A 26,603-nucleotide genomic window follows, 5' to 3' on the forward strand; every position below is an offset into this window, starting at 1 on the left:
TATTTAGATTAAAAGTTTAGCGTATTTCTGAACCAGTACAATTGTGTCCGCACTGCGGACATAATTCAAATATGGCCACAGATGACACGGATTGAACGGATTTACACTAATTTCGTAGCTTATAATTCTATGTTTTCTGGTCAATATTTGCGTCTGAGCAGTACCTTATTCCCTGTCCTTTCCTTGCTCAAAATTCTCAAGTTCAATATTCACAGCTTCTAATAACTGTTGTTCCGTGGGCAGGTATAATTTATATTGACTGGCTACTATATTTTTCTCGTTTTCCGGTAACGTAAATTTCACGACACCGTCATTTTTATTGGCACAAAGTAAAATACCAATAGTTGGATTTTCACGAGGCAGTTTTTCTACTCGATCATAATAATTGACATACATCTGAAGTTGACCAATATCCTGATGCGTGAGTTTATCTGTTTTGATTTCGATAATGACGAAGCATTGCAATATTCTATTATAAAAAACTAAGTCTGTAAAAAATTCATCGCCATCAATATGTATTCTTTTTTGTCTGGCTACAAATGAAAAACCATTTCCCAGTTCCAATAAAAAATCTTGCAAATGAGTAATTATGGCACTTTCTAAATCCCTTTCATAATATGCTGCTTCCCGTTTTAACCCCAGAAATTCTAGATACATGGGGTCTTTTATAATCTCTTTGGCATCCGAAGGCAGTTTTTCATTTTTGGCAACTGCCAGCACGCTTTCTTGATCATTGCTGATTAGGAGACGTTCATATAAGCTACTGTTGATTTGACGTTCAAGTTGTCTTGATGTCCAATTATTCTTTACGCTTTCCGCAACATAGAATTCTCTTTTATACTGATTGTCTATTGGCAAAAGGAATTTATATTGTGTCCAACTCAATTGCGTCCGCAGTGCGGACGCAATTGGAAAAATTCGGTAAAACTTTCGATATCTCTCTAATTGCCTAACTGAAAAACCACTTCCATATTCTGGTTGTAATTGTTCGGCGAGGAATTTAATTAAGTAAGTTCCATAGTCTGCACGGTCCTTTCCGTCTTGTTCTTCCTCGAAAATACGTTGCCCAATATACCAATACATTAAGGTTCTTTCATTGTCTACCGCTCTAATCGCTTTGTCTTTCGAAACTGCTATAATGGCTTTAATATCAGGAATTACAGATTGGTTTTGCAGCATTTTCTTTTGAGTTATAAAAATTCATTCGATTCTATATACAATAATACGAAAAAAGCACTGAAATTGTAATCAATGGTTTTTGTGCTTAAACAAAAAAAAAGCGCTACTCTTTCGAATAGCGCTTTTAGAATGGTTGACATCAGAATAGGGTATTTAATTAACCTCAACTGGATATGTAATTTGTGCATCTGTTGCTCCTCCGGCATTAGTAATATCCCCATTTGCAACACCTTCGGCGTTTTTAATTGGCTCATGTCTCAAAGTAACCACAATATTTCCTGTTGTTGCTGTAGTACCTGTTTTTAAGGTAAAGGTTAACCCAATAGGCTTCCCATTCGCATCAGCATCAGTATACGTGAATGCTCCAATTGCTGTTGGTGCTTGAAAAAATAGTTGGTGTTCATCCCCTTCTTCTTTTATTTCCACTGTAATGTCATCAACTGGTGACACGGACTCGTTTAGGAAACTTACTGTCCCTGTGTAGGTAGTATTTATCACTAAATCACCAGAAACGGTTATCACTGGCGCGTTTGGTCCATCTCCGTCAAGATCTCTTGAAGTCAAAGTCACGGTCTGACTTCCTGCTGTAAGAGTTGTAGTCACTGTTGTAATTACTTCTTCCTCATTTACTGCAATTGGATCATCGTCATTGCTACAAGATGAAAAGGTGAATACAGATAGTAATGCGATTGCTATAATTTTTGAATTTTTCATTTTTTTGTTTACTTTTTAATAATTGAATTTTAATTGAATTTGAAAGTTTCTACCCATTTCATCAGCAAAAAAACGTTGCCTGTTGAGGTAGTCCCTGTAAGTAGTGTTTAAAATATTTTGAACAGAAAATGCGATCGTTGCATTGGTTTTACCGAAAGTTTTAAAGCTCATTTCCGAATAAAAATGCAACAATTGATAGGCCGGTGGTGGGGTACTGATATCTACCAGAACGGGTACTAACTCGTTATTCACGATAATGTCTGCAATGAAATTATTGTCAGGAAACTGATTTTGACGCAGTACCACTTCACTTTTTAATTCAAGTTTCAAATCATGCCATTCGTTCTTTGAAAACTGAATTTTATTACTCAGATTCAATGGTGGAATATCGATTAAAGATTCCTTGTTAGTGATGTCTTTCCCGTTAACATAGGCCAAAGTGAAATCATGTTGCCATTGTTTGCTTATTTTCCAATGGGTTTGCACATCAACTCCCGTCAATCTTGCATTAGTTTGTTGGTATTCCCAAACAGGGAAAGCACCACGAGTAGTCGTCTCGAAACCAACAGGACGCAAAAACATAAAATTACGGATGCTGTTGATAAAAGGATTAACCTCAACCGAGAAAGCATTCCATTTTTTCTGTAATGTTGTCGATAATTTGATTGCTTGCTCTTTGTCTAACGCTAAATCACCTAACTCGATAACCCCCGTAGAATGATGCAAACCATCACTAAAAAACTCGGATGGATTTGGGTTTCTTGTAGCAAGACTGATATTAGAATACCAATTCAGGTCTGCCTCAAATTCTTTATGAAAACCTAAACTGGCTGAAATATTATGAAAGGTAAAACTAGGCTTTGTCAACCATTGATTGCCATCTTCACCTACGATAAAATCAGCGAATTCAGTTTCGTAACCCCTTTCCTCCCATCTGGATTTATAATAGAACTTAGCAGCATTTACATGCGAATAATCATATCGTACTCCTGCATCTAGCAAAAAGCTGTCGGATACATCATAACTGACTATTCCATAGCTTCCAAATTCGATTCGGTCAAAAATAGGAATCAGCGGTTTTATTCCCGTGGCTGGGTTTGCAAAATTATTCTGAAAAGAAGAATTGAATCCCGTTTTAAAGTTCCAGTCATGCAACGCTTTCTTGTAATCTACATTGACAGCATGTGTGGTTAGCTCTAAGTCTAAAGCGGCTAAGTCATTATAATCCCGTCGGCGTACATCAAACTCTAATCTTTTATTAAATTGAAAAGAGTATTGCACTGCTAAAGAGGCCGTTTCATCAAAATAGTAATTGTAGTTCATTTTAGCCAAATGATGCTGTACCTTCTGCTTTGGATTTTTTATCGAGTACGTGAAATCATTTATAACCGAAGGAATTTTATTGGTGATAGAATTGTACAAATCGTTAACATTCCCGGTGTGCGACGCACTCAAAATACCAATAGTTGTATTGTAAAAACTGTAGTAACCGGAAACATCATATTTTTTTCCAGTGAATTTTACATCACCAGAAAAATTAGCTTCCCGATTCCCTGAATTAGACAACACATAATCCGGCGCCTCTTTATCACCCGAATACTTGAATGTTCCCAAAGCGTTCCAACTCCATCCTTTGTCGTTTCCTTTGTGCAAACTTGTACTAATAGAACCACCTCTGCCATTGGACGCTAAATTCAGAATTGTTTTTCCAAACAGCGTGTCTTTTTTAACTGTAATTGGTTCTATAACCACTAAACCTCCCACGGCATCACCGCCATACTGCAGACCAGAAGCGCCTTTGATCACCGTGATTTTTCCGGCGGCGTTTATATCAAAATTTGGTGCGTGTTCCGTTCCCCATTCCTGATCTTCTAATCGTACATTGTTATTGATCACTGGAACTCTACTTCCAAACAAACCATTAATAACTGGTTTCACCACAGAACTTCCTGTTTTTAGACTGGAAACTCCCGCTATTTCTTTTAGAACATCTCCAAGGGTCTGATTGCTGAATTTTTCAATCGTTTCCGTTTTGATTTTTTGCTCTAAAATAGATTTGCTCAGCGTATTAGCTTTTTGGCGGATGACCACTTCCTGCAGTTGGGACGTATTTTGTTTTAAAGCAAAGTTCAAAACACGATCTCCGCTTAAATTTACAATTGTATCAACCGATTGAAATCCAATATACGACACAAATACTTTGACCTTCCCTGAAGGCAGTCGCTTTATAAGATAGTTGCCGGAAACATCCGAAGATACCGTTTTTGTTCCAATGTGTACGTGGCTGCCAGAAAGAGAGATTCCCTCCTGAGTAGTTACTTTTCCACTAACTGTATTTTGCGAAAAACTAACAGTGCAAAACAAACAGAAGCAGAAAACAAGATAGATTTTTGTTTGCATTTTCCTAGTTCAAAATATATAAACATGTGAATCATTCCCAGTACTTGAAAATGATGTATTGATGCGGATAAAATTTAAACTATTGGAGGAGCTCGAAGCGCAAAAAGGCTTCCTTTGAAGAATTGTGTTATTTCTTTTGAATTAGCAGATGAATTACTTGAATTCGCTACTATTTCATATAATTCAAAATACTTTACATCTGAAGAAACAAAACTGCTTACTGTAAAATTACATAGATAACAGCTGTCATAGTTTTGATGTTGATGCGTAATTTCTGCGGCAGAAGTTAGTTTATGCTCACATTTTTTTTCAGAAAATTGCTTTACTATATGTTCATAACTATGTATAGTTTGACCCAGTATTGAGAACAATACCGCAATCATTAATACAACGTTTACTATAGAAAATTTCTTTTTCATGTTTTGCAAATATAAGCATCCTAATATATAAATCCATTTGTTTTTGACAAAATATAACTTTTGTAAAAACAAATGGATTTAAAATTGACACTAAAAAAATATTTTTTTTCCTCCGTAATCAGATAAAAAACTGCCATCTTGGGACTTAAAATACTACACCAATTTAGCTGCAATCAAATATTCAGCAATTTGGATTGTGTTAGTTGCCGCTCCTTTTCTCAAGTTATCCGCAACAATCCACATATTCAATGTATTTTCTTGGCTTTCGTCCCGACGAATTCTACCTACAAAAACATCATCTTTTCCTTGTGCGTATATAGGCATTGGATAAGTATAGGTATCATTATTATCTTGAACCACTACTCCATCTGTATGATGCAAAATATTTCTCACTTCATCCACGTCAAAATCGTTTGTGAATTCTACGTTTACCGCTTCACTGTGCCCGCCTACAATTGGCACACGAACTGCAGTAGCTGTAACAGCAATTGAATTATCACTTAAGATTTTTTTAGTTTCACGCACCAGCTTCATCTCTTCTTTGGTATACCCATTTTCTTCGAAAGAATCACATTGTGGAATCGCATTTCTGTGAATTGGGTATTTATAAGCCATATCACCTTGAACGCCTGCGTATTCATTTTCTAACTGTTGGACTGCTTTTACACCTGTTCCAGTAATGGATTGGTAGGTAGAAACAATCACCCGTTTGATGTTGTATTTTTTGTGCAAAGGAGCCAAAACCAAAACCATTTGAATCGTAGAACAGTTAGGATTTGCAATGATTTTATCTGCGGTAGTCAATTCATTTGCATTAATTTCCGGAACGATTAATTTTTTGGTTGGATCCATTCGCCAAGCCGATGAATTATCAATAACAGTTGTTCCTGCTGCCGCAAATTTTGGAGCCCACTCTAGTGAAGTATCGCCACCAGCTGAGAATAAAGCAATATCTGCTTTCATGTCTACTGCTGTTTGCATGCCCACCACTTTATATTTTTTGCCCTTGTATTCAATTTCCTTACCCACTGATCGCTCAGAGGCAACCAGAATCAATTCTGTTACAGGGAAATTTCTTTCTGCTAAAACTTTCAACATTACTTCGCCAACCATTCCGGTCGCACCTACAACTGCTATTTTCATCTTATATTTTTAGTATTGAAAATTAAATTTGAAATACAAAAGTAACTAATATTGAAATCAAAACAAGAGCTTCACAAAAAATAACAAAATGTTACATATATAACATTCCCAAAAACAACAACGGATTCATCCAATAAAAACTTCATATCAATAGAGCAATTCTTTTCAAGATGTGATCTCATTCAATGCCATAGCTCCTAAAACATTATTTACGTTCTTTGGATACATCCAGAAAATAAAAAATTAAATTTCAGGATCACTTTTACTGGTACTTTACAACTTAATTACAAGAAAAAAACCGCCTCGATTACGAAGCGGTTTGGTTAGACTATATAATGTAGCGGAAATTACTTTTTCAATAAATCTCTAATCTCAGTTAGCAATTGTTCCTGTGTTGGTCCAGCTGGAGCAGCAGCAACAACAACTTCTTTTTTCTTAGATTTTTCAGCAGCTCTTAAAACCACAAAAATAAAAAATGCAATTATAATGAAGTTGATAATTGCCTGAACTAAATTACCGTAGGTGATCACAGCAGCTCCGGCAGTTTTAGCAGCTTCTAAATCAGCATAACTATTCCCGTCTAAGGTTACAAATTTTTGGGTAAAATCTATTCCTCCAGTTAGTAAGCCAATAATCGGCATTATGACATCCTCAACGGCAGAGCCTACAATTTTTCCAAATGCCCCACCAATAACAACTGCAGTCGCTAAACTTAAAACGTCTCCCTTCATTAAAGAAGCTTTAAAATCACTAAAAAATCCCATACTTTATTTTTTAAGTTATCATTAATTTTTTGACTAACGAATTTAGTGAAAATTTTAGCATTAGTAAAAAATTTTCCTCAAAATCATTTGCTATCTGTAAAACACCCGCTTCACCCGTTGCGAAATACTAGTAAGAATTTCATAGGGAATGGTGTTTAATTTTTGGGCAATAAAGGTTACTGTTGGATTTTCGCCAAAAATAACAATTGCATCGCCCTCTTTGCATTCAATTCCTGTTACATCAACCATTAGCATATCCATGCAAATACTACCAACTATGAAAGCCTTAGTGTTTTTTATCATAACAAATCCTACTCCATTTCCCCAGCCTCTGGAAATTCCATCAGCATATCCTATAGGAATAGTGGCAATTTTTGTTGGTTTTTCAGCTATAAATCGGCGCCCATATCCTACACTTTCGCCCGCGCCAATGGTTCTAATTTGCGAAATCACTGATTTCAACGTCCCCACATTTTCGAGTTGCTTTTGCTCTTGAGCATCATTTGAAACTCCGTAAAGTCCAATACCCAGACGAACCATCTCGTATTGTGCATCCGAAAAATTACTGATTCCCGAAGTATTCAGGATGTGACGCAAGGGTTTTATTTGCAATTCAGTCATTAACTTAGATGATAACTTCTCGAATAAAGCAATTTGTGAATGTGCAAAATCCATGTGTTCTAGATCATCACTGGTGGCTAAATGTGATAAAATACTTTTTATTTGCACATTACTATTCCCTTTCAGCGCAGTTATCAGTTCATTGAGGGTATTCTCCTCAAAACCCAATCGATGCATACCGGTATCAAATTTAATATGTATTGGAAAGTGCTTTAAATTTTTTTGTTTTGCTATTTTCAAGAACGCGTATAAACCTTTCAAACAGTAAATTTCTGGCTCCAACTGATGTTGAATAATAGCCGAAAAACTGGTGTTTTCCGGATTAAGAACCATAATTGGCAAATTAATGCCCCCGTTTTTTAATGAAATTCCTTCATCGGCAAAAGCCACTCCTAGGTAATCTACTTTATGATGTTCCAATAATTTAGCAATTTCGAGCCCGCCATTTCCATACCCGAACGCTTTCACCATCACCATAATTTTTACTTTTGGCTTCAGCTTTGATTTAAAGAAATTTAGGTTATAACTAATAGCATTTAGGTTAATCTCTAGTACTGTTTCATGTGTTTTTTCTTCTAATAAATACACAATTTCTTCAAACTGGAAGGATCTTGCTCCTTTTATCAAAATGGTTTCATTGCTAAACTCCATGTTTTCAAAATCAGCAATAAACGCAGCAGTATTTTTGAACGTAGTACAATTAGCAAACATATTTTTGAATGCCGAAATGGTTTCGCCAATACCAATAACCCGCGATATCCTGTTAGAAACTATCAACTCAGCCACCTTTGAATACAACACATCGTTAGGCAAACCACTTTGAAAAATATCAGACAGAATTAATGTTTTTCTTTCATATTGCTTTTGACTTTCAAGAAAATCCAGCGCAATTTTTAAGGATTGAAAATCAGAACTGTAACTGTCATCAATTATACTGCAATTATTGATTCCGTTTTTAACTTTCAACCGCATTTCAACTGGATACAATAACTCCATACGGTTTTGAATGGTTTTTTTCTCATATTTAAAATACAACAACACCATCAAACAGGAGATTGCATTTTCTACAGAGGCCTCGTCCTGAAATGGTATTTTTATTTCAAACTGTGTATTTTCTTGTTGAACAGTCAAAACCGTCTTGTCTAAAATGCCCTTTTTAGTGATTAGAACTGAAGCATTAGAATCGGTATAACTCCAACAAAAACGGCTTATTTCAGAACTAATTAATGCATCAATTGCTAGGTTTTTATTATAAATCACGACTTGAGCATCTTGAAAAAGCTTTACTTTTTCTCTAATTTTATCGCTCACTCCTGCAAAACCCTCATCGTGTGCTGTTCCAATATTTGTAAGAATTCCAATTGTAGGTTTGATAATTTTTTCGAGTTTATCCATTTCACAAACCGTAGAAATTCCGGCTTCAAAAATCCCTAAATTGTGCTTCTCATTAATAGCGATCACAGATAATGGAACACCAATTTGAGAGTTATAACTCTTTGGACTTCGGATAACATTATAATCTGGACTTAATAAAAAATTTAGCCATTCTTTGATTATTGTTTTGCCGTTACTTCCCGTGAGTCCAATGACAGGGAAAGCAAAAAGACTACGATATGTTGCTGCAAACTGTTGCAAAGCTGACAATGTATTTGCTACAACATAAAAATTAGCTTTGCCAGTGCAATCATCCGGGATATGGGTTACCACAAAATTCTGAACACCAATTGCTATTAAATCCGCTATATACCGGTGCGCATCAGTATTGGCTCCGACCAATGCAAAGAACAACGTTTTGGGACCGTTTTGCAAAGACCGACTGTCAATAGAAACCGAATCGATGTCTATAGCGTTGCTCGTTCCGATAAACGTTGCAGAAATATTTTGTATACTTGTTAAAATTTTTTGAGTCATGGAATTAAAAGAGATTGAGGTGAATTTCTTTTTCTAAAATTATACTTTTTACTGTTTTTATATTTTAAAACTGTCCCAAAAATACCATTTCTTTTGAAAACGAAGTGTTAGAAACGCTTTAATTATAAGCACTTCGGTTTATTAAAAAAGGAAACTATTCAAATATGTTCTACTAGTTTTGACAGAATCCCTATCTTTGTTTTGTAAAGAAATCAAAAGTCTTGAAAAAAATCCTTCCTTTATTCTCTTATATTTTCCATCCGATATTCATTCCGGCAATGGGAACATTATTCTACCTTTTTTTTAATGGAGGTGATTTTATGAGCCAAGAAAAGCTGTATATTTTTTTTCAGATAATGATTGTGACGGTACTGATTCCTTTTTTGGTATTTTTTCTTTTACGAGCTACAGGAAATATAGATTCAATGATGGCTGCTAAAGCATCCCAACGTAAAATACCATTGCTATTTCATTGTTTCTTAATCATCTTATTAGTTCGAAATAGGATCACGATTGATCTTTACCCAGAATTGCATTTTTTTTTACTGGGAGGACTGATGAGTTCGTTATTAGCTCTTATCCTACTATTTGTTCGAATAAAAGCCAGCTTGCACATGATAGCTATTAGCTCTTTGACTGTATTCATAATTGGATTAAGCCTACATCTTCACATTCAAAGTTTCTTTACTGTTGCAATACTGCTTGTGATCAATGGTTTTGTGGCAACTTCCAGACTGGAAATGAAAGCGCATACCAATAAGGAACTGCTATTAGGTTTTGTCTTGGGAATTATTCCACAATTTCTATTATTGGCTTTATGGTTATAAAATATAAAAAATTACACCAATATTTAATGCTTTCACATTGATAGATTTGTCCTCTATTTTTGCCGATTTAAATAAAGAATTTAAACCATAGTACGCGTAAACATTAATTGTATTGTATCCAGCAGAAATATAAGCTCCATATTGTAATTTATTAAAATCAGTATTACCTGTCACCACTACTTTACCTTGAGAACCATCAAAAATAGACTTGTCGTATAGCAAATAACTAAATTTTACACCACTATAAATTCGCCAAAATTTATGGCTTTCATAAGTAGAGGTTCGCCACCTGAACTCGATGGGAACATCAACGGTAAGCAGGGAAAACTTGTTTTTAGTATACGCACTGTTGGGATCAATCAGGGTATAAATGGGTATCGCGTTTGGGGCAGAAACAACCATATTTTGATTGTAATTGTTGTACGTAAACCCAATACCTGATGCTATTGCCAAGGTTCTTTTTTTATTTATAGGCATATCGCGAAGAAATCCACCTGATAAACCTGAAGAAAATTTACTTTGAGACAAACCCACCGGACCGTCCGTCAAGATATTGTAAGTGATCCCAAAATAAAACTGATCCTCTCGATAAAGGGAATCCAATTTGGTAATCAAACTATCTTGTGGTGGTTTGTTTTCTTGAGAAAAAACGACAGTAACCAGCAACATCAGCAAACAACTTAGAAAAATTCGCATATTTTTTTGGTTTAAAATTGCTCAATGATTACTCAAACCACATTTGGTTTTCATTTCTCACAAAACGATACAAAGATACCCTTTTGATCGTTTTTTGATAAGCATCAGCAACAAATAATCGATTTTTAAGACCGTAAAAAACAAAATCGTTTTCTAAATAAGTATTCTATTCCACAAAGCAGACTCACCTGCGTTAGTTGACCCACGGAAGTATATCTTTACCAACAATTACTATTCAGCATTATACGTTGTTTTTTTGTTTTTACTTCCTTTAATATGCTAAAAAGAAGCTCGCCATAAAACAAAAAATGCTCCCTGATACGGGAGCAATTTGATTTTGCAGAGAGGAAGGGATTCGAACCCTCGATATGTTGCCATATACACGCTTTCCAAGCGTGCGCCTTCAGCCACTCGGCCACCTCTCTATTTAGGATTGCAAATAACACAAAAAAAAGTGACTTACAAAAGCAAAAAGCAATATTATATCATTTCGCCTCGTAAAGAAGTTTCAAAAATAGTTTTGAAATCCTTTGAAGCTATTTTTTTACTCAATAAATACATCAATTTTGTAATTGCTGCTTCGGTAGTAATATCTTTTCCAGAAATTAAACCAATTTCTTTCAGGCCAGTGCTGGTTTCGTATTGACCCATGCTGACACTTCCGCCAGAACATTGAGTAACATTGACAATATATAAACCTCTGGCTATCGCTTTTTTTAAGAGGTCTAAAAACCAATCCTCTGTAGGTGCATTTCCGGCGCCATAGGTTTCTAAAACAATTCCCTTAAGATTCGGAATATTCAATATTGCTGATAAAACTGCTTCACTAACACCTGGAAACATTTTTATAATAGCAACATTATTGTCTAGATTTTTATGAACTTTGAATTCCGAAGTTTCATTTTTAGAAAGAAACAATTCAGGATTCAATTTTAAATGAACGCCTGACTCGACTAATTCAGGATAATTTGGCGACATGAATGCTTTGAAATGTTCCGCATTGATCTTTGTAGTTCTGTTCCCGCGGTATAATTTGTATTCAAAATAAAGACAAACTTCGCTAATAACAGCATGGCCATTATTACGCAAAGAAGCAATTTGAATGGCAGTAATCAGATTTTCTTTGGCGTCAGTGCGCAAGTCCCCTATTGGCAACTGAGAACCCGTAAAAATGACTGGTTTTGACAAATTTTCGAGCATAAAACTCAAAGCCGAAGCTGAATACGACATCGTATCTGATCCGTGCAGCACAACAAATCCGTCAAAAGAAGTATAATTATCTGCAATAATTGTAGCAATTTTTGCCCATTTTTCCGGATTCATGTTCGAAGAATCAATGGGATTTTCAAAAGATATGGTTTCGATTTCGCAATCTAATTGTTTCAATTCTGGAATTCTTTGCAACAACTTACTGAAATTGAAAGCTTTTAGTGCTCCAGTTTCAAAATCTTTACGCATACCAATAGTTCCTCCGGTATAAATTAAAAGAATTTTAGCTTTATACAACATCTTGGTATTTTAGTTTGTTTACGACTGGGTTTGCATACATTGCCAAAAAGCTTTCTAAAGCTATTGGATTGTCATGGTCAATTCGCATTTCCAGTCTTCGCTCGAACAATGATTTCTCATTTTCGGTATATAAATGAGAAAAACGATTGGTCTTGTTTACTATATCAAACGCGATAAAATTCGTTGGCCATAATTGGTAATTCCTCAATATGGCATCGTCAATTACTTGCGCTAAAGCTACTATTTGTTTATTTGAATTCTCATTTTCTGCAATAATTGCATCAATTTCTGTATCTAAAACTTTCCCTACATGAATGTGTATTCTTTTCTTCTGCCCTAGAGCACCGCTAAGAATCGTCATAAAATCCTCATTTTTCTCCTTGACATAAACTTCATTATTGGCTTCAGCCATTAATTGTGGCATTTTCAAAGCATCAGTAGGATCGTATTCGTATGAAATTGATACGGGCACAATTTTAATTTTTTTGAAATAATCCATTAGGTTCTTTTCATCAGAACCCATTCCTACCATTTTCAAAACACCAGGATTAGTCTCATCCTTGCCGTCTTTCGTTCTTCCTTCCCGCTGTGCGATCCAAACGGAACGGTTTTCATGCAGCAGTAAACTCCCTATGTATTCCGATAATAGTTTTGAACTCTGTAGCATTTCTCTTGGCGTCAGCCCTCGCTGTACTAAAAAATTACGATTTAGTTTTGCCAAGGTATTCAAAAATGATTTTTTTACTAAATTATCTCCAATCGCTGACGCCGTCATCACTAATCCATGTTCGAATAAGGCTGTATTTAATAAAGTCGTATCCAGAAGAATGTCTCGATGATTTGAGACAAACAAATAAGAAGTATTTTTTTTTAACTTTTCAAAACCAGAAGTTGTCATTCCTTCTGAACCTTTTTCTAGTATCCTTTGTACTGATTGGTATATAAAATTACACTGAAAGTCACGAATGGAGTGCGTTTTCTTGAGTTGTTCTTTCCAAACTTCGTCAGCAACACCCGGAAAAGTAAAATTCATCAATGCTTTCATCATTGGGTGATTGATAACACTGTGAATTGCTTCGTTTATTTCGGTATCATAAAATGGCCGAATAGCGTCAAATTTCTGCATTGTTGATTTTTCTATATTTGTGTGGGCAAATGAACAAAAAAAAAGTCAAAATAAAGTGAATTCTATTTTAAATCCCAAAAATAGCTTTAGAATTCTCGGTGGTTCGTATTGCAATAACGGTTGCAGGAAGGTTGTAAATCTGAGCTAATTTATCGGCTACGTTTACTATATAACTACTCTCATTCCTTTTACCTCGAAAAGGAGTTGGCGCTAAGTAAGGCGAATCTGTTTCTAGAACAAGATGCTCTAAATCAATTTGTTCCAAAAACTGATCAATTTTTCCATTTTTGAAAGTTACAACGCCACCAACTCCCAATTTCATATTATATGAAATTGCTTTTAAAGCCTGTTCATAAGTGCCAGAAAAACAATGAAAAATACCAAATAAATCAGCTGATTTTTCTTCTTCCAAAATTTCAAAAATCTCATCAAATGCTTCCCGACAATGAATCACAATAGGCAATTTATAGTGTTTGGCTAATTGAATCTGTTTTTTGAAAGCAATTTGTTGCTGAGGCAAGTAGGTTTTGTCCCAAAACAAATCGATCCCAATTTCGCCAACAGCGTAGAATTTCTTTTTAGCCAATTCATTTTCCACATGTTGCAACTCCTCCAGATAATTTTCTTTTACATACGTGGGATGCAAACCCATCATCAAAAATACATTTTCAGGATATTCCTTTTCTAAGGCATACATCGATTCCGTACAAGTAGAATCGATTGCAGGAACAAAAAAACGCAAGACACCCGCATCAATTGCGCGCTGTATCATTTCGTTTCTATCTTGATCAAATTCCTCTGAATATAGATGAGTATGCGTATCGGTAAGTATTGTTTTTGTTTCCAAATTTAGTTTTCTTGAGAATACAAAACTACACGAATTAAACTAGTACGAAAATAGTTTAACAAAGTTCCGTCAGAAAAAAGATTCTGCAACTGCGCACGACAACTTGTATCTTTGTAAAAGGATAGCTCTAATTTCAAAAATAAATTCTGCCCAGATGAAAAACCTCCACAATATCCTTAAAAAGGAAAATTACAAAAAAGTAAAGTTTAAAATTACAAAAACACAACATCTTTTGATAAAAGCAAGGATCAATGGCATACAAGGTAATTTCATTTTGGATACCGGAGCTTCAAATAGTTGCGTAGGATTTGATTGTGTTGATTTATTTTTATTGGAAGCTAAAAAATCAAAGACAAAAGCCTCTGGTGCTGGAGGAACGGGCATGCAGACCCAACTTGCTTCAAAAAATCAGTTGCAGCTTGGTTCCTGGAAAGATTCTGATTTTGAACTCGTTATTTTTGATTTGTCACATGTCAATGAAGCTTTAGTACAACATAAGGCAAAACCAGTTCATGGGATTATAGGTGCTGATATCTTAATGAAAGGAAAAGCGATTGTTGATTATTACAATCATTATTTGTATTTATTAAAATAGAAAACTTCTTTGTTTACATAAAAAAGAAAGAGCGCATCAATAGATTGATGCGCCCTGCCCTTCCTACAAACCAACCTATTTAATTCTTAATCATTTTAGCGGTCGTCACTTTACCATCGACTGCTGTTTTTACAATATATACGCCATTTTGAAGCTCAGCTGTTTGAATCGTTACAGAATTGCTTTTCGGGCTTCTTACTAAGATTTCCTGACCTAAAATGGTATAAAAAGTTACTTTTTCTATGACACTATTGGCTTCAATTGTCAAATAATTTGTCACTGGATTTGGATACATACTGACTTTTGAGTTTTCAAAATTAGTAATTCCTAAGGTAGAAATTGTTTTACTAAAATACACATTATCAACATATACCGTTCCTGCTGGCTCTCCTGATAGCACTAATTGAGCAATATGTCCTTTAGTTGTTAAACCTGAAAACTCTGACAGTGGAATGTCAAAACTATTCCAACCTGATAATGTTGGTGTACGAGTAACTTCAAACTCTACATCGTCACCACCCTGATAAACACCGTTTGCTCCAAAATCAACTAATTTCACTTTAAAAGCAGTCAAATCCGGAGTCCATACATCTATATGAAAATATAACATTTGCGTAGCATCTATCGTACCGGTAACATCTACACCAAAATATCCCAAATTAGTATATTTTTTAGTGTCATTACCAGCAATTTGGATATCTGTCAAAGTACTTCTTAATGACCAATCTGTTCTCCAAGTAGTCACCGGAACATTCGTGTAGGCATTACTGAACAGCGAAAGAACATTAGCCACAGCCGTTGTAGGCGTAGGAGCTGCAACTGTAGGCTCTGTTGGCGCTACTACTACCGTTGACTTATAAAAATATAAGTTATCTAAATACACTGTTGTTGGTGTTGGCGTAGAAGACAAACTCATCTGGAAAACAGTACTTAAATTGATTCCCGGAAAATTAGCAGCATTTAAGGTCATGTCAAAACTATTCCATCCTGCTGCGATAGTTAATGTTACACCTGCTTCTACAGGGCCTTGATTAATAAGATTAATCTTGACAGAAGTTGCGCTTGAAGACCATAAATCTACATGCATTGTCGTCATTTCAGAAAGATCAAAAACTTCTCCAGCAGGCAAAGTAACTCCTTGGTAATTAAAATTTGTTAATTTTCTTGTGTTATTGCCTCCAATAAGTTCATCAGTAACATCTGTAGATTGACCCCAAGCCTTAGACCAGTCTCCTGCTTTGTATACGGCATAAGCATCACTAAAAATAGATTTTACATCAGAAGCTGCTCTTGTCGGCGGCATTGGCGCGGCAACAGTTGGCGCTGTTGCTGCTACTGGTACGGCGATTTTTGCAGAAAACGTAATGTTATCCAGATAAGACACGTGATCCGCAGTTCTCGTTGTTCCTTCAGGAATAAAATCAGGAAAAATAATAAGCTGATCTATTCCGGTAGAAACCCCTTCCCCAATTTTTCCGGCGAAGTTAAAAGTCAACTCTTCCCACTCGTTTATTTTGGTATTGATAACCGTAATTTCACCTGTAGAACCACCATCAGGGCGTGCTAATTTAATACCTACTTTACTTATCACATCTTTGTACACCATCATTTTTATCGTACTATTGGTTTCATTCAAGGTGAACGTTCCAATGCCATTTGTACCAGAAGCATGAGCCGTTTCAAAACCAGTGTACCAAGCACCAGCAACCAAAGCCGTAAACTTAGCAACAGAATTTGACGTATTGATTCCTGTTTTGTTCGGATTAACTGCTAACAAAGACGCTGTTGAACCTCCCGATGGATTATCAAAAGAAGTCAAAACCCAGGTAGCCCCGTATTCACCAGTTTCAAAAGTAACCGGCGCATAAGGAGCGGCAGCAGGTGGAGCCACAATAGCAACCTTGTTAAAATAAACATTGTCTAAATAAATTGTTCCTGCAGAACCCGAAAAAACGAATTGGGCAATATTTGCTTTTGTAGTTAAACCTGTAAATTCAGATAGTGGGATTTCTAAGCTATTCCAACCACTTAATGTTAAGGTACGCGTAATTTCAAACTCTTTATCGTCATTACCTTGATATGCACCGTCAGCACCAAAATCGACTATTTTGATTTTAAATGTTGTCACATCAGGTGTCCAAACATCGATATGGAAGTTAAGCATTGCCGAAGCATCAATTTTATTAGCTTCGGTGATCACTCCAAAATAACTTAATTCCGTATATTTTTTAGTGTCATTCTCTGCGATTTGCGTGTCTGTCAAAGTACTTTTATCTGACCAATCTACTCTCCAATTATCAACGGTAACGTCAGTATATGCATTACTAAATAACGAAATGACATTTGTAGCTGCTAAAGTAGGCGTTGGCGCGGCAACAGTTGGAACGGTTGCAGCTGGTTTTGCTGCAAAAGTTACATTATCAAAATAGCTAGTAGTTTCAGCAGTTCTCGCATTAAAATCTAAAAAGAAGATGATTTGATCGATATTGATGGTTTCGAATAAACCAATTTTACCAGTAAAATCAAAAGTTAATTCCTCCCACTCATTAATTTTAGTGTTGGCCACTTTTATTTCTTGTTGTGCACCACCATTTGCTATTGCAAATTTGATACCCACATCGCTAATAACTGATTTGTATACCATTATTTTAATAATACTATTTGAAGCACTCAAGGTAAATGTTCCAATGCCATTGACTCCTGAGTTATGAGCAGTTTCGAATCCGGCATAAGGCGCTGCCTCTGAAGCGGTGGTTCCGGCTATAAATTTACCAACTGTTGCAGAAGTATTAATTCCTGCTGGGAAAGGATTGGAAACTTTGGAATAACCAGCTCCGCTTCCATTTTCAAAAGTAGCAAATGACCAAGTAGAGCCAAATTCTCCATTCTCGAAGGTGACTGGTGCATTTTGTGAAAATCCTGTTGAAAAAACCAACAGGAAAATAAATAAAGTAAAGTTCTTCATAATTTTGAGGTATTAGTTATTCTCAAATTTATGAATGTATTGTGTTGTGACTAACATTAAGCCGTATTAAAAAACCATACAACATTAGAAAGAAATTACAACAATGAAAACCGTCGTAAATACTAGTAATACTGGAACTTAACTATATTTTAAGAATGGTTTAAAAAAAGTAATTTCATTCCCTAATAAAAAAATGTTGTGGTAATGTTATGGTGAATTTCCAAATCATTAGGTATTTAAATAAATTAAATATAATTTATTAAGTAATTAAAAACCATAATCATAATTAAATACATAAAAAAATACACATTTAAAAAAACAAAAATTGTCTGTAACAAAAATCCCGCCTTGTAATTAAACAAAACGGGATTGAAATATATTTCTGTAAACCTTGTAAAACCAATATTACATTTCCAAAGCTTTTTTAGGATTGTTATCCATCAATAATTCCATAGGGTTTTCTAACGCTTCTTTTACGGCAACTAAGAAACCAACTGATTCCCGACCATCGATAATTCTGTGGTCATAAGAAAGCGCCACATACATCATTGGGTGAATTTCTACCTTTCCGTTTACGGCAATTGGACGCTCAATAATATTGTGCATTCCAAGAATTCCTGATTGTGGAGGATTGATAATAGGAGTACTCAACATACTACCAAAAACACCACCATTAGTAATTGTAAATGTTCCACCAGTCATGTCATCAACTGTGATTTGGCCATCACGAGCTTTGATCGCTAATCTCTTAATGTCAGCCTCAACGCCGCGAAAGGTTAAGTTCTCCGCATTACGGACCACAGGAACCATTAAACCTTTTGGTCCTGAAACTGCGATAGAAATATCGCAAAAATCGAAAGCAATCTTATGATCACCGTCCATCATGGAGTTTACGTCTGGATAAAGCTTTAATGCTCTGGTTACTGCTTTAGTAAAGAAAGACATATATCCTAAACCAATTCCGCCATGTTTTGCTTTGAAAGCATCTTTGTATTCATTTCGAATCAAGTTAATAGGCGTCATGTTTACTTCATTGAAAGTAGTTAACATGGCTGTTTCGTTTTTAGCGGCAACTAATCTTTCTGCCACTTTACGACGCAACATTGATAATTTAGATCGTTCAGAACCACGAGAACCACCTGTAGGAGTTCCCATTGAAGGCATTGCATTTACAGCATCATCTTTAGTGATTCTACCATCTTTTCCAGTTCCTGCTACTGAAGCTGTTGCTATATTTTTCTCGTCTAATATTTTTCGTGCTGCTGGAGATGGAGTCCCTGACGCATAGGTCGCTGCTGGAGCTGCCGCTACCGGTGCTGCTTTTGGTGCTTCTACTTTAGTTTCCGCTTTTGGAGCTTCAACTGTTTTTGTAGCTTCAGCAACTGGCGCATCATCGCCTGCTGGTTTTGCTCCGTCCGTATCAATATGACAAACTACCGCTCCTACTGCAACTGCATCACCTTCTTCCGCTTTTAAAGTAATGATTCCGCTTGCTTCTGCTGGCAATTCTAATGTTGCTTTATCAGAATCAACCTCAGCAATGGCTTGGTCTTTCTCTACATAATCTCCGTCTTTTACTAACCAAGTTGCGATTTCAACTTCCTTTATAGATTCCCCTGGTGATGGGACTTTCATTTCTAAAATCATGTTCTATTATTTTAAATTATGAATTTTAAGTTTTAAATTGTTCTCGAACGATCTATGTTTATTGTATGAACTATATTTTAGCCCTGATGAAAGCGGCATCCTTTTTCTAGCTTCTTTAGCTAGGAAAAGATATAGCGGACAGCAGGAAATAGCTCCTCATTATCTAAATAAATCTTTGTCAAAAACCATTTTTATAGCATCTACCTGACGGCGTTTTGCTCTAGTATAGCTTCCTGAAGCCGGAGCTGCATAAGCTTTAAGCGAGGCTAATCTCCATTTTACTAAATCGAAATTCATTAACATAAAGCTATACGCTCCCATGTTTTTAGGTTCTTCTTGTGCCCAAACATAATCATCGGCATTTGGATACTTTGCTATAATTTCTTTTAATTGTTCCACTGGCAATGGGAATAATTGTTCGATTCTAACTACTGCAACATCATTTCTTTTGAGAATTTCTCTTTCGGCAGTGATGTCATAATAGAATTTTCCGGTACAAAAAACTAGAGTCTTCACTTCGGCTTTATTCACGGTTTCATCATCAAATGTTTCCTGAAAACTCCCTGTTGCAAAATCATCAACTGTAGAAACTACTCTTGGATCACGCAACAAACTTTTTGGTGTAAAAACAATAAGCGGTTTGCGGAATTTTGTTTTCATTTGTCTTCTTAACAAGTGAAAGAAGTTAGCTGGCGTTGTACAATCCGCAACATACATATTATGTCTGGCACAGAGTTGTAGATAACGTTCCATTCTAGCGGATGAGTGCTCTGCTCCTTGCCCTTCGTATCCGTGTGGCAATAACAAAACAATTCCGTTCTGGTTGTTCCATTTGTCTTCTCCGCAAGAAATATACTGGTCAATTACAATTTGAGCTCCATTACTAAAATCTCCAAACTGCGCTTCCCAAATGGTCAATGTATTTGGATTGGCCAATGCATAACCGTAGTCAAAGCCTAAAACGGCATATTCAGACAATAGTGAATTATAAATATTGAACTTTCCTGTTGTTCCTTCTAAATTATTCAACAAGGTAACTTCTTCTTCTGAATCTTCTACCTTGACAACAGCATGACGGTGGGAGAAGGTACCTCGCTCTACATCTTGTCCGGAAATACGTACGTCATATCCTTCTTTCAAAAGCGAACCGTAGGCAAGATGTTCAGCCATAGCCCAATCCAGCTTGTTCGTTTCAAAAAACATCGTTTTTCTATCGTTGACTAATTTTTGAATTTTATTGATAAATTTTTTATCTGCCGGCAAGTTACATATTACGTTTGCAACTTCAGTAAGGCCTTCGATAGGGAAAGTTGTATCTACTTTTTTGAGCATTTCAAGATCCGAAACCTGCTCAAAACCTTTCCATTCATTTTTCATGAAAGGAGTAATAATTGTCAAATCTTTCTTGCGAGAGGCTTCTAAATTCTCCTCTAGGTCTGACTTGTACTCTTTTTCTAATTCTTTTACGTACGTATTATCAACAACTCCTTCGGCAAGCAATTTCTCCATGTAGATGTCTCTTGGATTCTTGTGCTTGGCAATGATTTTATACAATACGGGTTGGGTAAAACGAGGTTCATCACCTTCGTTATGCCCATATTTTCTATATCCTAATAAGTCAATGAATACATCGCGACCAAATTGCATTCTGAAATCCAAAGCAAATGACATGGCGTGAACTACTGCTTCAGCATCATCCGCGTTTACATGCAAAACAGGAGAAAGAGTTACTTTAGCAATATCTGTACAATAAGCTGATGAACGAGCATCTAAATAATTCGTGGTAAAACCCACTTGATTATTGATAACAATGTGAATGGTACCGCCAGTTTTATAACCGTCTAATTGCGCCATCTGAACAATTTCATATAAAATTCCCTGACCCGCTATAGCAGCATCTCCGTGAACAGCGATTGGCAAGACTTTTGAGAAATCGTTAGGAAAATATTTATCTTGCTTTGCTCTTGTAATTCCTTCAATTACAGCACCTACTGTTTCTAAATGTGATGGATTTGGAGCTAAATTGATACTGATTTTTTTACCGGTACTCGTTACTTTATCAGCTGTAAGACCTAAGTGGTATTTTACATCACCGTCAAAATATTCCTGATCATAATCCTTACCGTCAAACTCTCCAAAAATATCTTGGGTTGATTTGCCAAATATATTTGCCAAAACATTCAAGCGACCCCGATGGGCCATTCCCATTACAAATTGCTCTACACCTTTTTCGGCTGCTTTCTCCATTAAAGAATCTAATGCAGGTATGATTGATTCTCCTCCTTCTAATGAAAAACGTTTTTGACCTACATATTTAGTATGTAAAAAGTTTTCAAAAGATACTGCTTGGTTTAATTTATTAAGAATAGCTTTTTTTTCATCCAATGAAAAATTAGGTTGATTGTCATTGACTCCCAATTTTTTCTGAATCCAATCTACTACTTCTGGCTTGCGAATGTACATATACTCGACCCCAATGTGCTGGCAGAAGATATTCTCTAAGTGTTTTATAATTTCCTGAAGCGTACAAGGCTGTATTTCCATAACCTTAGCCGCATCAAAAACAGTATTTAAATCTGCTGATGATAGTCCAAAATTAGAAATTTCAAGTGTTGGAGATGCCGACCGTCTTTCTCGAACCGGATTTGTTTTAGTAAACAAATGACCGCGGGAGCGGTATCCATCTATTAATTTCAATACGTTAAACTCCTTTTGAAGTTTGTCAGAAACCGCGCTAATATCTGTGTTATTAGCTGCAAAATTTGCAATTTGCTCAACTTTGTTGTCCTCGCCGTAAGAACTCATCCCAAAGTCAAAACCTTGAAAGAAACTTCTCCAACTAGGCTCAACGCTGTCAGGATTTTCTAAATATTGATCGTATAATTGTGCAAAAAATTCTGTGTGTGCTGCGTTTAAAAATGAAAACCTATCCATAATATTTAGTGAATATACCTTTTTGATTAAAATAGTTTGGCAAAAGTACAATAATACAATAAATTTATAATTTATTTTAAGATACTTTTACACCTTAAATTGTTAAAAATCCAGAAACTTATGTCAAAAAAGCGCTTTTTCGATGTTCCTAAATCATTTTTAATACTTATTATCTTGTTCTTTTCAACTGCGTTGTTTGCACAGCAAAGTACTAATTACGCAAATATACGAAATCCGTTTTGGAGAAGTGTACAATTTGGAGGAGGGATTGGTTTGGGTTTTGGCTCTGGCTACACGGACATTTCTTTGGCGCCAAGTGCCATTTATAATTTCAACAACTACATAGCTTTAGGACTAGGATTACAATATAAATACTTGAAGCAACGAGATTTTTACGCTTCTCACTTGTATGGAGGCAGTGTTATAGGACTTTTTAATCCAATTCCTGAAATTCAACTTTCGGCGGAACTCGAACAATTACGAGTCAATATAAATTTAGATGGATCCAATACTAATTCTCAAGATTACTGGAATACCGGTTTGTTTATTGGCTTAGGCTACAGATCAGGAAACGCCACAATTGGTGGACGATACAATGTTTTGACGGACAAAAACAACATTTACGGAAGTGCCTTTATGCCATTTATCCGAGTTTATTTTTAATTATCTCCCATGAAAAAGACTTTTCAATTATTCTGCATTTTATTTATAAGTTACAGTTTTGCTCAAAACAATATTTTACAATCTGGGCCTATGGTGGGTTATTGTGAAATGACAGAAGCGGTAATTTGGCTTCAAACCAATAAAAAAGCTTCGGTGAAAATAGCTTATTATGCCATTGACAATCCTACTAAAATATTCTATTCTGATGTTTATTCATCTTCAAAAGAAGTTGGCTTCACGCATCATATTATTTTAGATCAATTAAATCCTGGAAAAAAATATAAGTATGATGTTTTCATAAATGATAAAAAAGTCATCTTGTCATACGAGACTTCCTTTTCATCCAAAAAACTTTGGGAATGGCGCGAAGATGCTCCTGATTTTACGGTAGCAATTGGTAGTTGTTCCTATTTTAATGAAACTCCGTTAGACAGACCTGGGAAAAGCTACGGAAGTGAATATGGAATTTTTGAAAGTATTGCCAAAAAAAATCCAGAGATCATGATCTGGAGCGGCGACAATATTTACTTAAGAGAGGCGGACTGGGACAGTAAAACTGGGATTTACCATCGATATACACATTCAAGATCAATAAAAGAAATCCAGCCTTTGCTAGCCAAGACACAAAATTTTGCCATTTGGGATGATCATGATTTTGGTCCGGATGACAGCGATGGTAGTTTTTACAACAAATTTTTGACTCAAAAAGCATTCAAAGATTTCTGGGCTAATAAAAGTTACGGAATGAATCACGAGCAAAATGAAGGTATTTACTCGACTTTTAGCTGGAGTGACGCACAATTTTTTTTATTAGATGATCGATTTTTCAAGACTCCAAACAACCGGATTACCGGCGAGAGAACCGTTTTAGGAAACACTCAATTAGAATGGCTGATTAATGCCTTGAGTTTTTCCAAAGCTAGTTTTAAAATAATCGTCATTGGTGGACAAGTATTAAATTCAGTAGCAGAAAAAGAAAACTACAGCAATTACCCTAAAGAGAAAGAAAAATTACTAGAAGAAATTCTTGATAATAAAATAAAAGGAGTGTTCTTTATAAGTGGTGATAGACATTTTACTGAATTTTCCGAAGTTCCTCGAGAGAATACCTATTCTTTATTTGACTGGACCGTTTCACCTTTAACTTCCGGTGTTGCTTCTGAAAATGTGTGGAAGGAGAACAATATATACAGAACCAAAGGCAGTTTGATTACGCAACATAATTTTGGTACAATTTCATTTTTGGGCTCAAAAGAAAACCGCCAAATGAAATTAACTGTTTTTGACACTAACGGAACTGAATTATGGAGTAAGATAATCTTAAAAAAGGACTTGCAATAACTAATACTTGTTCCTGAACCACACTTTTTGCCATTCTCTTTTTAGGATTAAAAAAGCAACTTGCTCAGCAAGGACTACTAAATCCGAACCGTCTAGTTTTTTTATTTCTTCTTCGGAAACATCAATAATATATAGCAAATTAAGGTATTCAGCGAACTTGTATTGAATGAGTCGATAGATTTTTTCGTGCAATTCCAACTTCAATTCCTCGGGAGAAATACTCAAAGGAAAATCAATTGCCTCGTTAGCTAAATTGAAATCCTTATTCATTTGTTCGATTAATTTTAAATATAAGTTTTCGCTCTCGGCTTCAGAAAGCAGTAAATCAGTATTTTTTGGAATTATAAACATTTGATTTTTGATTGTAGATTAACGATTTTCGATTGTAGATTTTAAAACTGTAGACAAGGATTTTTGATTTTGAAATTAAGATTTTCATTTCCAAACTTCTGAAAATGCTTCGTCAGTTCGCTATCGCTCGGGTCAAAAATCGTTAATCTTCAATCATCATTCTAAACCTTTCTGCCCATTAAATTCTTGCCAAAAGTCTTCAGCATTCCTTTTTTATCGGCACTAATATTCATTTTATCTAAGGTTTGAAAAGCCTTAAATGTAAAGTCCTGTATAGCTTCTTGTGTCGCGGCGGCTGCACCAGAACTATTAAAAAGCGCTTTCACCGTTGCAATTTTTTCAGCATTGTCCTCAGGCTGAATAGAAAATAAATACCGCAGTTGTTTTGCTTCTTCTTCCTTTGAAAAGGCAGCTGCTTTTAAATACAAATATGTTTTTTTGTTTTCAATAATATCACCTCCTACTTGTTTTCCAAAAGTTTCTGGATTTCCAAAGGCGTCTAGAAAATCATCCTGCAATTGAAAAGCCAAGCCCAAATTTAATCCAAAATCATAAATCAGATTTGCGTTTTCTTCAGTAGTTTCTGCAATGATTGCTCCCATTTTCATCGCCGCAGCAACCAGAACTGCTGTTTTATACTGAATCATTTTTAAGTATTCCGGAATGGTAACGTCATTGCGCTCTTCAAAATCGACATCCCATTGTTGGCCCTCGCAAACTTCAAGCGCGGTTTTACTAAATAACTTGGCAAGATCACGAAAAATAAGTGGTTCGTACTGTTCAAAATATTGATACGCCAATATCAACATGGCATCACCTGATAAAATTCCGGTGTTTAAATTCCATTTTTCATGCACCGTTGCCTTTCCTCTTCGTAATGGTGCGTCATCCATAATATCATCATGCACTAAGGAGAAATTGTGAAAAACTTCAACAGCCAATGCAGCAGGCAATGCTTTTTGATACGCTGCGTCAAAAATTTCAGCACTCATTAAAGTGAGCACCGGACGTATTCTTTTTCCTCCAAGATCTAAAATATAGTGTATGGGCTCGTACAAATTTCTCGGTTCTTTGGCTTCATATTGCGATTGCAAATACTCCGACAGAAACTCCTGATATTGATATATGGAATGCATAAAAATAAATTTTTGGCTAATTTACTCTATTCAAATTGTATTACAAAGATCGATTCATTATGAAATGTTAAATAAATCAAAATACATTGGAAACTATTTTGGTATTTAAAGTTTCCATATTACATTTGCACTCAAATTTTAACGTTTGCCATCACAATTCCAAACTGCAAAATTTAATCATCTCAAAACAATCCTACTTTAACTAAAGATATCATGAAAATAAAATGGGCTATAGATTCGAACCAATCGGATGTTCTTATTAAATCCAGACACGCTATAATAGCCTACTTAGCTGGTCCCGTCAATAAATTTAAGGGTTATGTTGATATTCAGGATGATGAGATTAAAAATGCATCTGTTGAATTTTCGCTACAAGTGAATAAAGAAGAAACAAAACTGGAACAAATTGACACCAATTTGCGTTTGAAAGATTTTTTTAATATCAATGCATATCCGATTATCAGTTTTAAATCTACTTCATTCGAAAAAGTAGCAAAAAATATAAATTTTTTAAAAGGAAACCTGACAATCCAGAACATAACGAAACACGTTGAGCTGGATGCTGAACTGATAGCGATTAACAGCTACAATGGAGATAAAAAAGCAGCATTTGAGATCACCGGTCAAATAAATCGAAAAGATTTTGGATTAGCCATTCATTCTTTTGCTCAAACAAACGGATTAGCAATGGGGCCTGATATTAAGTTTATAGCCAACTTAGAATTGGCGATATAAAATACCGATGCAATTGTTAAATAATACATACGTTTTAAGGAAACTATTTAAGCGCTCAAAGTTTCCCTCCTACATTTGCA

21 protein-coding genes and 1 tRNA gene are annotated in these 26,603 nt (G+C 35.5%); 5 read left to right on the forward strand and 17 right to left on the reverse strand.

Annotation, left to right across the window (positions count from 1 at the left end):
• Positions 1 to 165: 165 nt before the first annotated feature.
• From ACEN2F_RS04975 to ACEN2F_RS05005, 7 genes are all read right to left on the reverse strand, one after another.
• Positions 166 to 1,179, reverse strand: a complete 1,014-nt coding sequence (locus ACEN2F_RS04975) for a PDDEXK nuclease domain-containing protein (protein WP_441736634.1) — start codon at positions 1,177 to 1,179, stop codon at positions 166 to 168.
• Between the two features lie 153 nt (positions 1,180 to 1,332).
• Positions 1,333 to 1,893, reverse strand: coding sequence for a type 1 periplasmic binding fold superfamily protein (locus ACEN2F_RS04980; protein WP_441736635.1), 561 nt, complete (start codon positions 1,891 to 1,893; stop codon positions 1,333 to 1,335).
• Between the two features lie 15 nt (positions 1,894 to 1,908).
• Positions 1,909 to 4,293 carry a TonB-dependent receptor gene (locus tag ACEN2F_RS04985; RefSeq protein ID WP_441736636.1) on the reverse strand — a complete coding sequence of 795 codons (2,385 nt, stop codon included), beginning with the start codon at positions 4,291 to 4,293 and terminating at the stop codon, positions 1,909 to 1,911.
• Positions 4,294 to 4,367: 74 nt separating this feature from the next.
• Positions 4,368 to 4,712, reverse strand: coding sequence for a hypothetical protein (locus tag ACEN2F_RS04990; protein ID WP_441736637.1), 345 nt, complete (start codon positions 4,710 to 4,712; stop codon positions 4,368 to 4,370).
• 153 nt (positions 4,713 to 4,865) lie between these two features.
• Entirely contained in the window at positions 4,866 to 5,855 is a 990-nt protein-coding gene (locus ACEN2F_RS04995; protein WP_441736638.1) for an aspartate-semialdehyde dehydrogenase, read from the reverse strand.
• Positions 5,856 to 6,202: 347 nt separating this feature from the next.
• Complete coding sequence (gene mscL / locus ACEN2F_RS05000; protein WP_441736639.1) at positions 6,203 to 6,619, reverse strand: large conductance mechanosensitive channel protein MscL; 417 nt, start codon at positions 6,617 to 6,619, stop codon at positions 6,203 to 6,205.
• 90 nt (positions 6,620 to 6,709) lie between these two features.
• Positions 6,710 to 9,151, reverse strand: a complete 2,442-nt coding sequence (locus ACEN2F_RS05005; protein WP_441736640.1) for a bifunctional UDP-N-acetylmuramoyl-tripeptide:D-alanyl-D-alanine ligase/alanine racemase — start codon at positions 9,149 to 9,151, stop codon at positions 6,710 to 6,712.
• Between the two features lie 221 nt (positions 9,152 to 9,372).
• On the opposite strand from ACEN2F_RS05005, the gene ACEN2F_RS05010 reads away from it, so the two are divergent.
• A complete protein-coding gene (locus tag ACEN2F_RS05010) occupies positions 9,373 to 9,978 on the forward strand; it encodes a hypothetical protein (RefSeq protein WP_441736641.1) in 606 nt (201 codons plus the stop codon).
• Here ACEN2F_RS05010 and ACEN2F_RS05015 read toward each other — a convergent pair.
• The 5 genes from ACEN2F_RS05015 to ACEN2F_RS05035 all read right to left on the reverse strand — a co-directional run bounded on the left by ACEN2F_RS05015 (position 9,973) and on the right by ACEN2F_RS05035 (position 14,156).
• Positions 9,973 to 10,674, reverse strand: a complete 702-nt coding sequence (locus tag ACEN2F_RS05015; protein ID WP_441736642.1) for a porin family protein — start codon at positions 10,672 to 10,674, stop codon at positions 9,973 to 9,975. The genes ACEN2F_RS05010 and ACEN2F_RS05015 overlap by 6 nt on opposite strands.
• A 340-nt stretch (positions 10,675 to 11,014) precedes the next feature.
• Positions 11,015 to 11,099: transfer RNA gene (locus tag ACEN2F_RS05020), tRNA-Ser, on the reverse strand.
• A 55-nt stretch (positions 11,100 to 11,154) separates the two neighbouring features.
• Positions 11,155 to 12,183 carry an asparaginase gene (locus ACEN2F_RS05025; protein WP_441736643.1) on the reverse strand — a complete coding sequence of 343 codons (1,029 nt, stop codon included), beginning with the start codon at positions 12,181 to 12,183 and terminating at the stop codon, positions 11,155 to 11,157.
• Entirely contained in the window at positions 12,173 to 13,309 is a 1,137-nt protein-coding gene (locus tag ACEN2F_RS05030; protein ID WP_441736644.1) for a 1-acyl-sn-glycerol-3-phosphate acyltransferase, read from the reverse strand. Before ACEN2F_RS05030 ends, ACEN2F_RS05025 begins: the two co-directional genes overlap by 11 nt.
• Positions 13,310 to 13,376: 67 nt before the next feature.
• On the reverse strand, positions 13,377 to 14,156 hold the full coding sequence (locus ACEN2F_RS05035; protein WP_441736645.1) for a TatD family hydrolase: 780 nt from the start codon (positions 14,154 to 14,156) through the stop codon (positions 13,377 to 13,379).
• Positions 14,157 to 14,310: 154 nt separating this feature from the next.
• On the opposite strand from ACEN2F_RS05035, the gene ACEN2F_RS05040 reads away from it, so the two are divergent.
• Entirely contained in the window at positions 14,311 to 14,751 is a 441-nt protein-coding gene (locus ACEN2F_RS05040; RefSeq protein WP_441736646.1) for a retropepsin-like aspartic protease, read from the forward strand.
• A gap of 79 nt (positions 14,752 to 14,830) precedes the next feature.
• Here the strand turns inward: ACEN2F_RS05040 and ACEN2F_RS05045 are convergent, their stop codons facing one another.
• The 3 genes from ACEN2F_RS05045 to ACEN2F_RS05055 all read right to left on the reverse strand — a co-directional run bounded on the left by ACEN2F_RS05045 (position 14,831) and on the right by ACEN2F_RS05055 (position 22,297).
• The gene (locus ACEN2F_RS05045) at positions 14,831 to 17,716 is read right to left on the reverse strand and encodes a T9SS type A sorting domain-containing protein (protein WP_441736647.1); all 2,886 of its coding nucleotides are present in this window, start codon (positions 17,714 to 17,716) and stop codon (positions 14,831 to 14,833) included.
• A 405-nt stretch (positions 17,717 to 18,121) separates the two neighbouring features.
• Positions 18,122 to 19,363, reverse strand: a complete 1,242-nt coding sequence (gene odhB, locus ACEN2F_RS05050) for a 2-oxoglutarate dehydrogenase complex dihydrolipoyllysine-residue succinyltransferase (protein WP_441736648.1) — start codon at positions 19,361 to 19,363, stop codon at positions 18,122 to 18,124.
• A 159-nt stretch (positions 19,364 to 19,522) separates the two neighbouring features.
• On the reverse strand, positions 19,523 to 22,297 hold the full coding sequence (locus tag ACEN2F_RS05055) for a 2-oxoglutarate dehydrogenase E1 component (RefSeq protein ID WP_441736649.1): 2,775 nt from the start codon (positions 22,295 to 22,297) through the stop codon (positions 19,523 to 19,525).
• Positions 22,298 to 22,417: 120 nt separating this feature from the next.
• On the opposite strand from ACEN2F_RS05055, the gene ACEN2F_RS05060 reads away from it, so the two are divergent.
• A complete protein-coding gene (locus tag ACEN2F_RS05060; protein ID WP_441736650.1) occupies positions 22,418 to 22,960 on the forward strand; it encodes a hypothetical protein in 543 nt (180 codons plus the stop codon).
• Positions 22,961 to 22,969: 9 nt separating this feature from the next.
• Positions 22,970 to 24,301 carry an alkaline phosphatase D family protein gene (locus tag ACEN2F_RS05065; protein ID WP_441736651.1) on the forward strand — a complete coding sequence of 444 codons (1,332 nt, stop codon included), beginning with the start codon at positions 22,970 to 22,972 and terminating at the stop codon, positions 24,299 to 24,301.
• Here the strand turns inward: ACEN2F_RS05065 and ACEN2F_RS05070 are convergent, their stop codons facing one another.
• Both ACEN2F_RS05070 and ACEN2F_RS05075 read right to left on the reverse strand, forming a co-directional pair.
• The gene (locus ACEN2F_RS05070) at positions 24,302 to 24,652 is read right to left on the reverse strand and encodes a hypothetical protein (protein WP_441736652.1); all 351 of its coding nucleotides are present in this window, start codon (positions 24,650 to 24,652) and stop codon (positions 24,302 to 24,304) included.
• A gap of 161 nt (positions 24,653 to 24,813) precedes the next feature.
• The gene (locus tag ACEN2F_RS05075) at positions 24,814 to 25,788 is read right to left on the reverse strand and encodes a polyprenyl synthetase family protein (protein WP_441736653.1); all 975 of its coding nucleotides are present in this window, start codon (positions 25,786 to 25,788) and stop codon (positions 24,814 to 24,816) included.
• 213 nt (positions 25,789 to 26,001) lie between these two features.
• On the opposite strand from ACEN2F_RS05075, the gene ACEN2F_RS05080 reads away from it, so the two are divergent.
• Positions 26,002 to 26,523 (forward strand): YceI family protein, encoded by a 522-nt coding sequence (locus ACEN2F_RS05080; RefSeq protein WP_441736654.1) that lies wholly within the window; start codon positions 26,002 to 26,004, stop codon positions 26,521 to 26,523.
• The last annotated feature ends 80 nt before the right edge of the window (positions 26,524 to 26,603 follow it).

Source organism: Flavobacterium sp. W20_MBD1_R3, from assembly GCF_052119725.1.
Lineage (GTDB): Bacteria > Bacteroidota > Bacteroidia > Flavobacteriales > Flavobacteriaceae > Flavobacterium.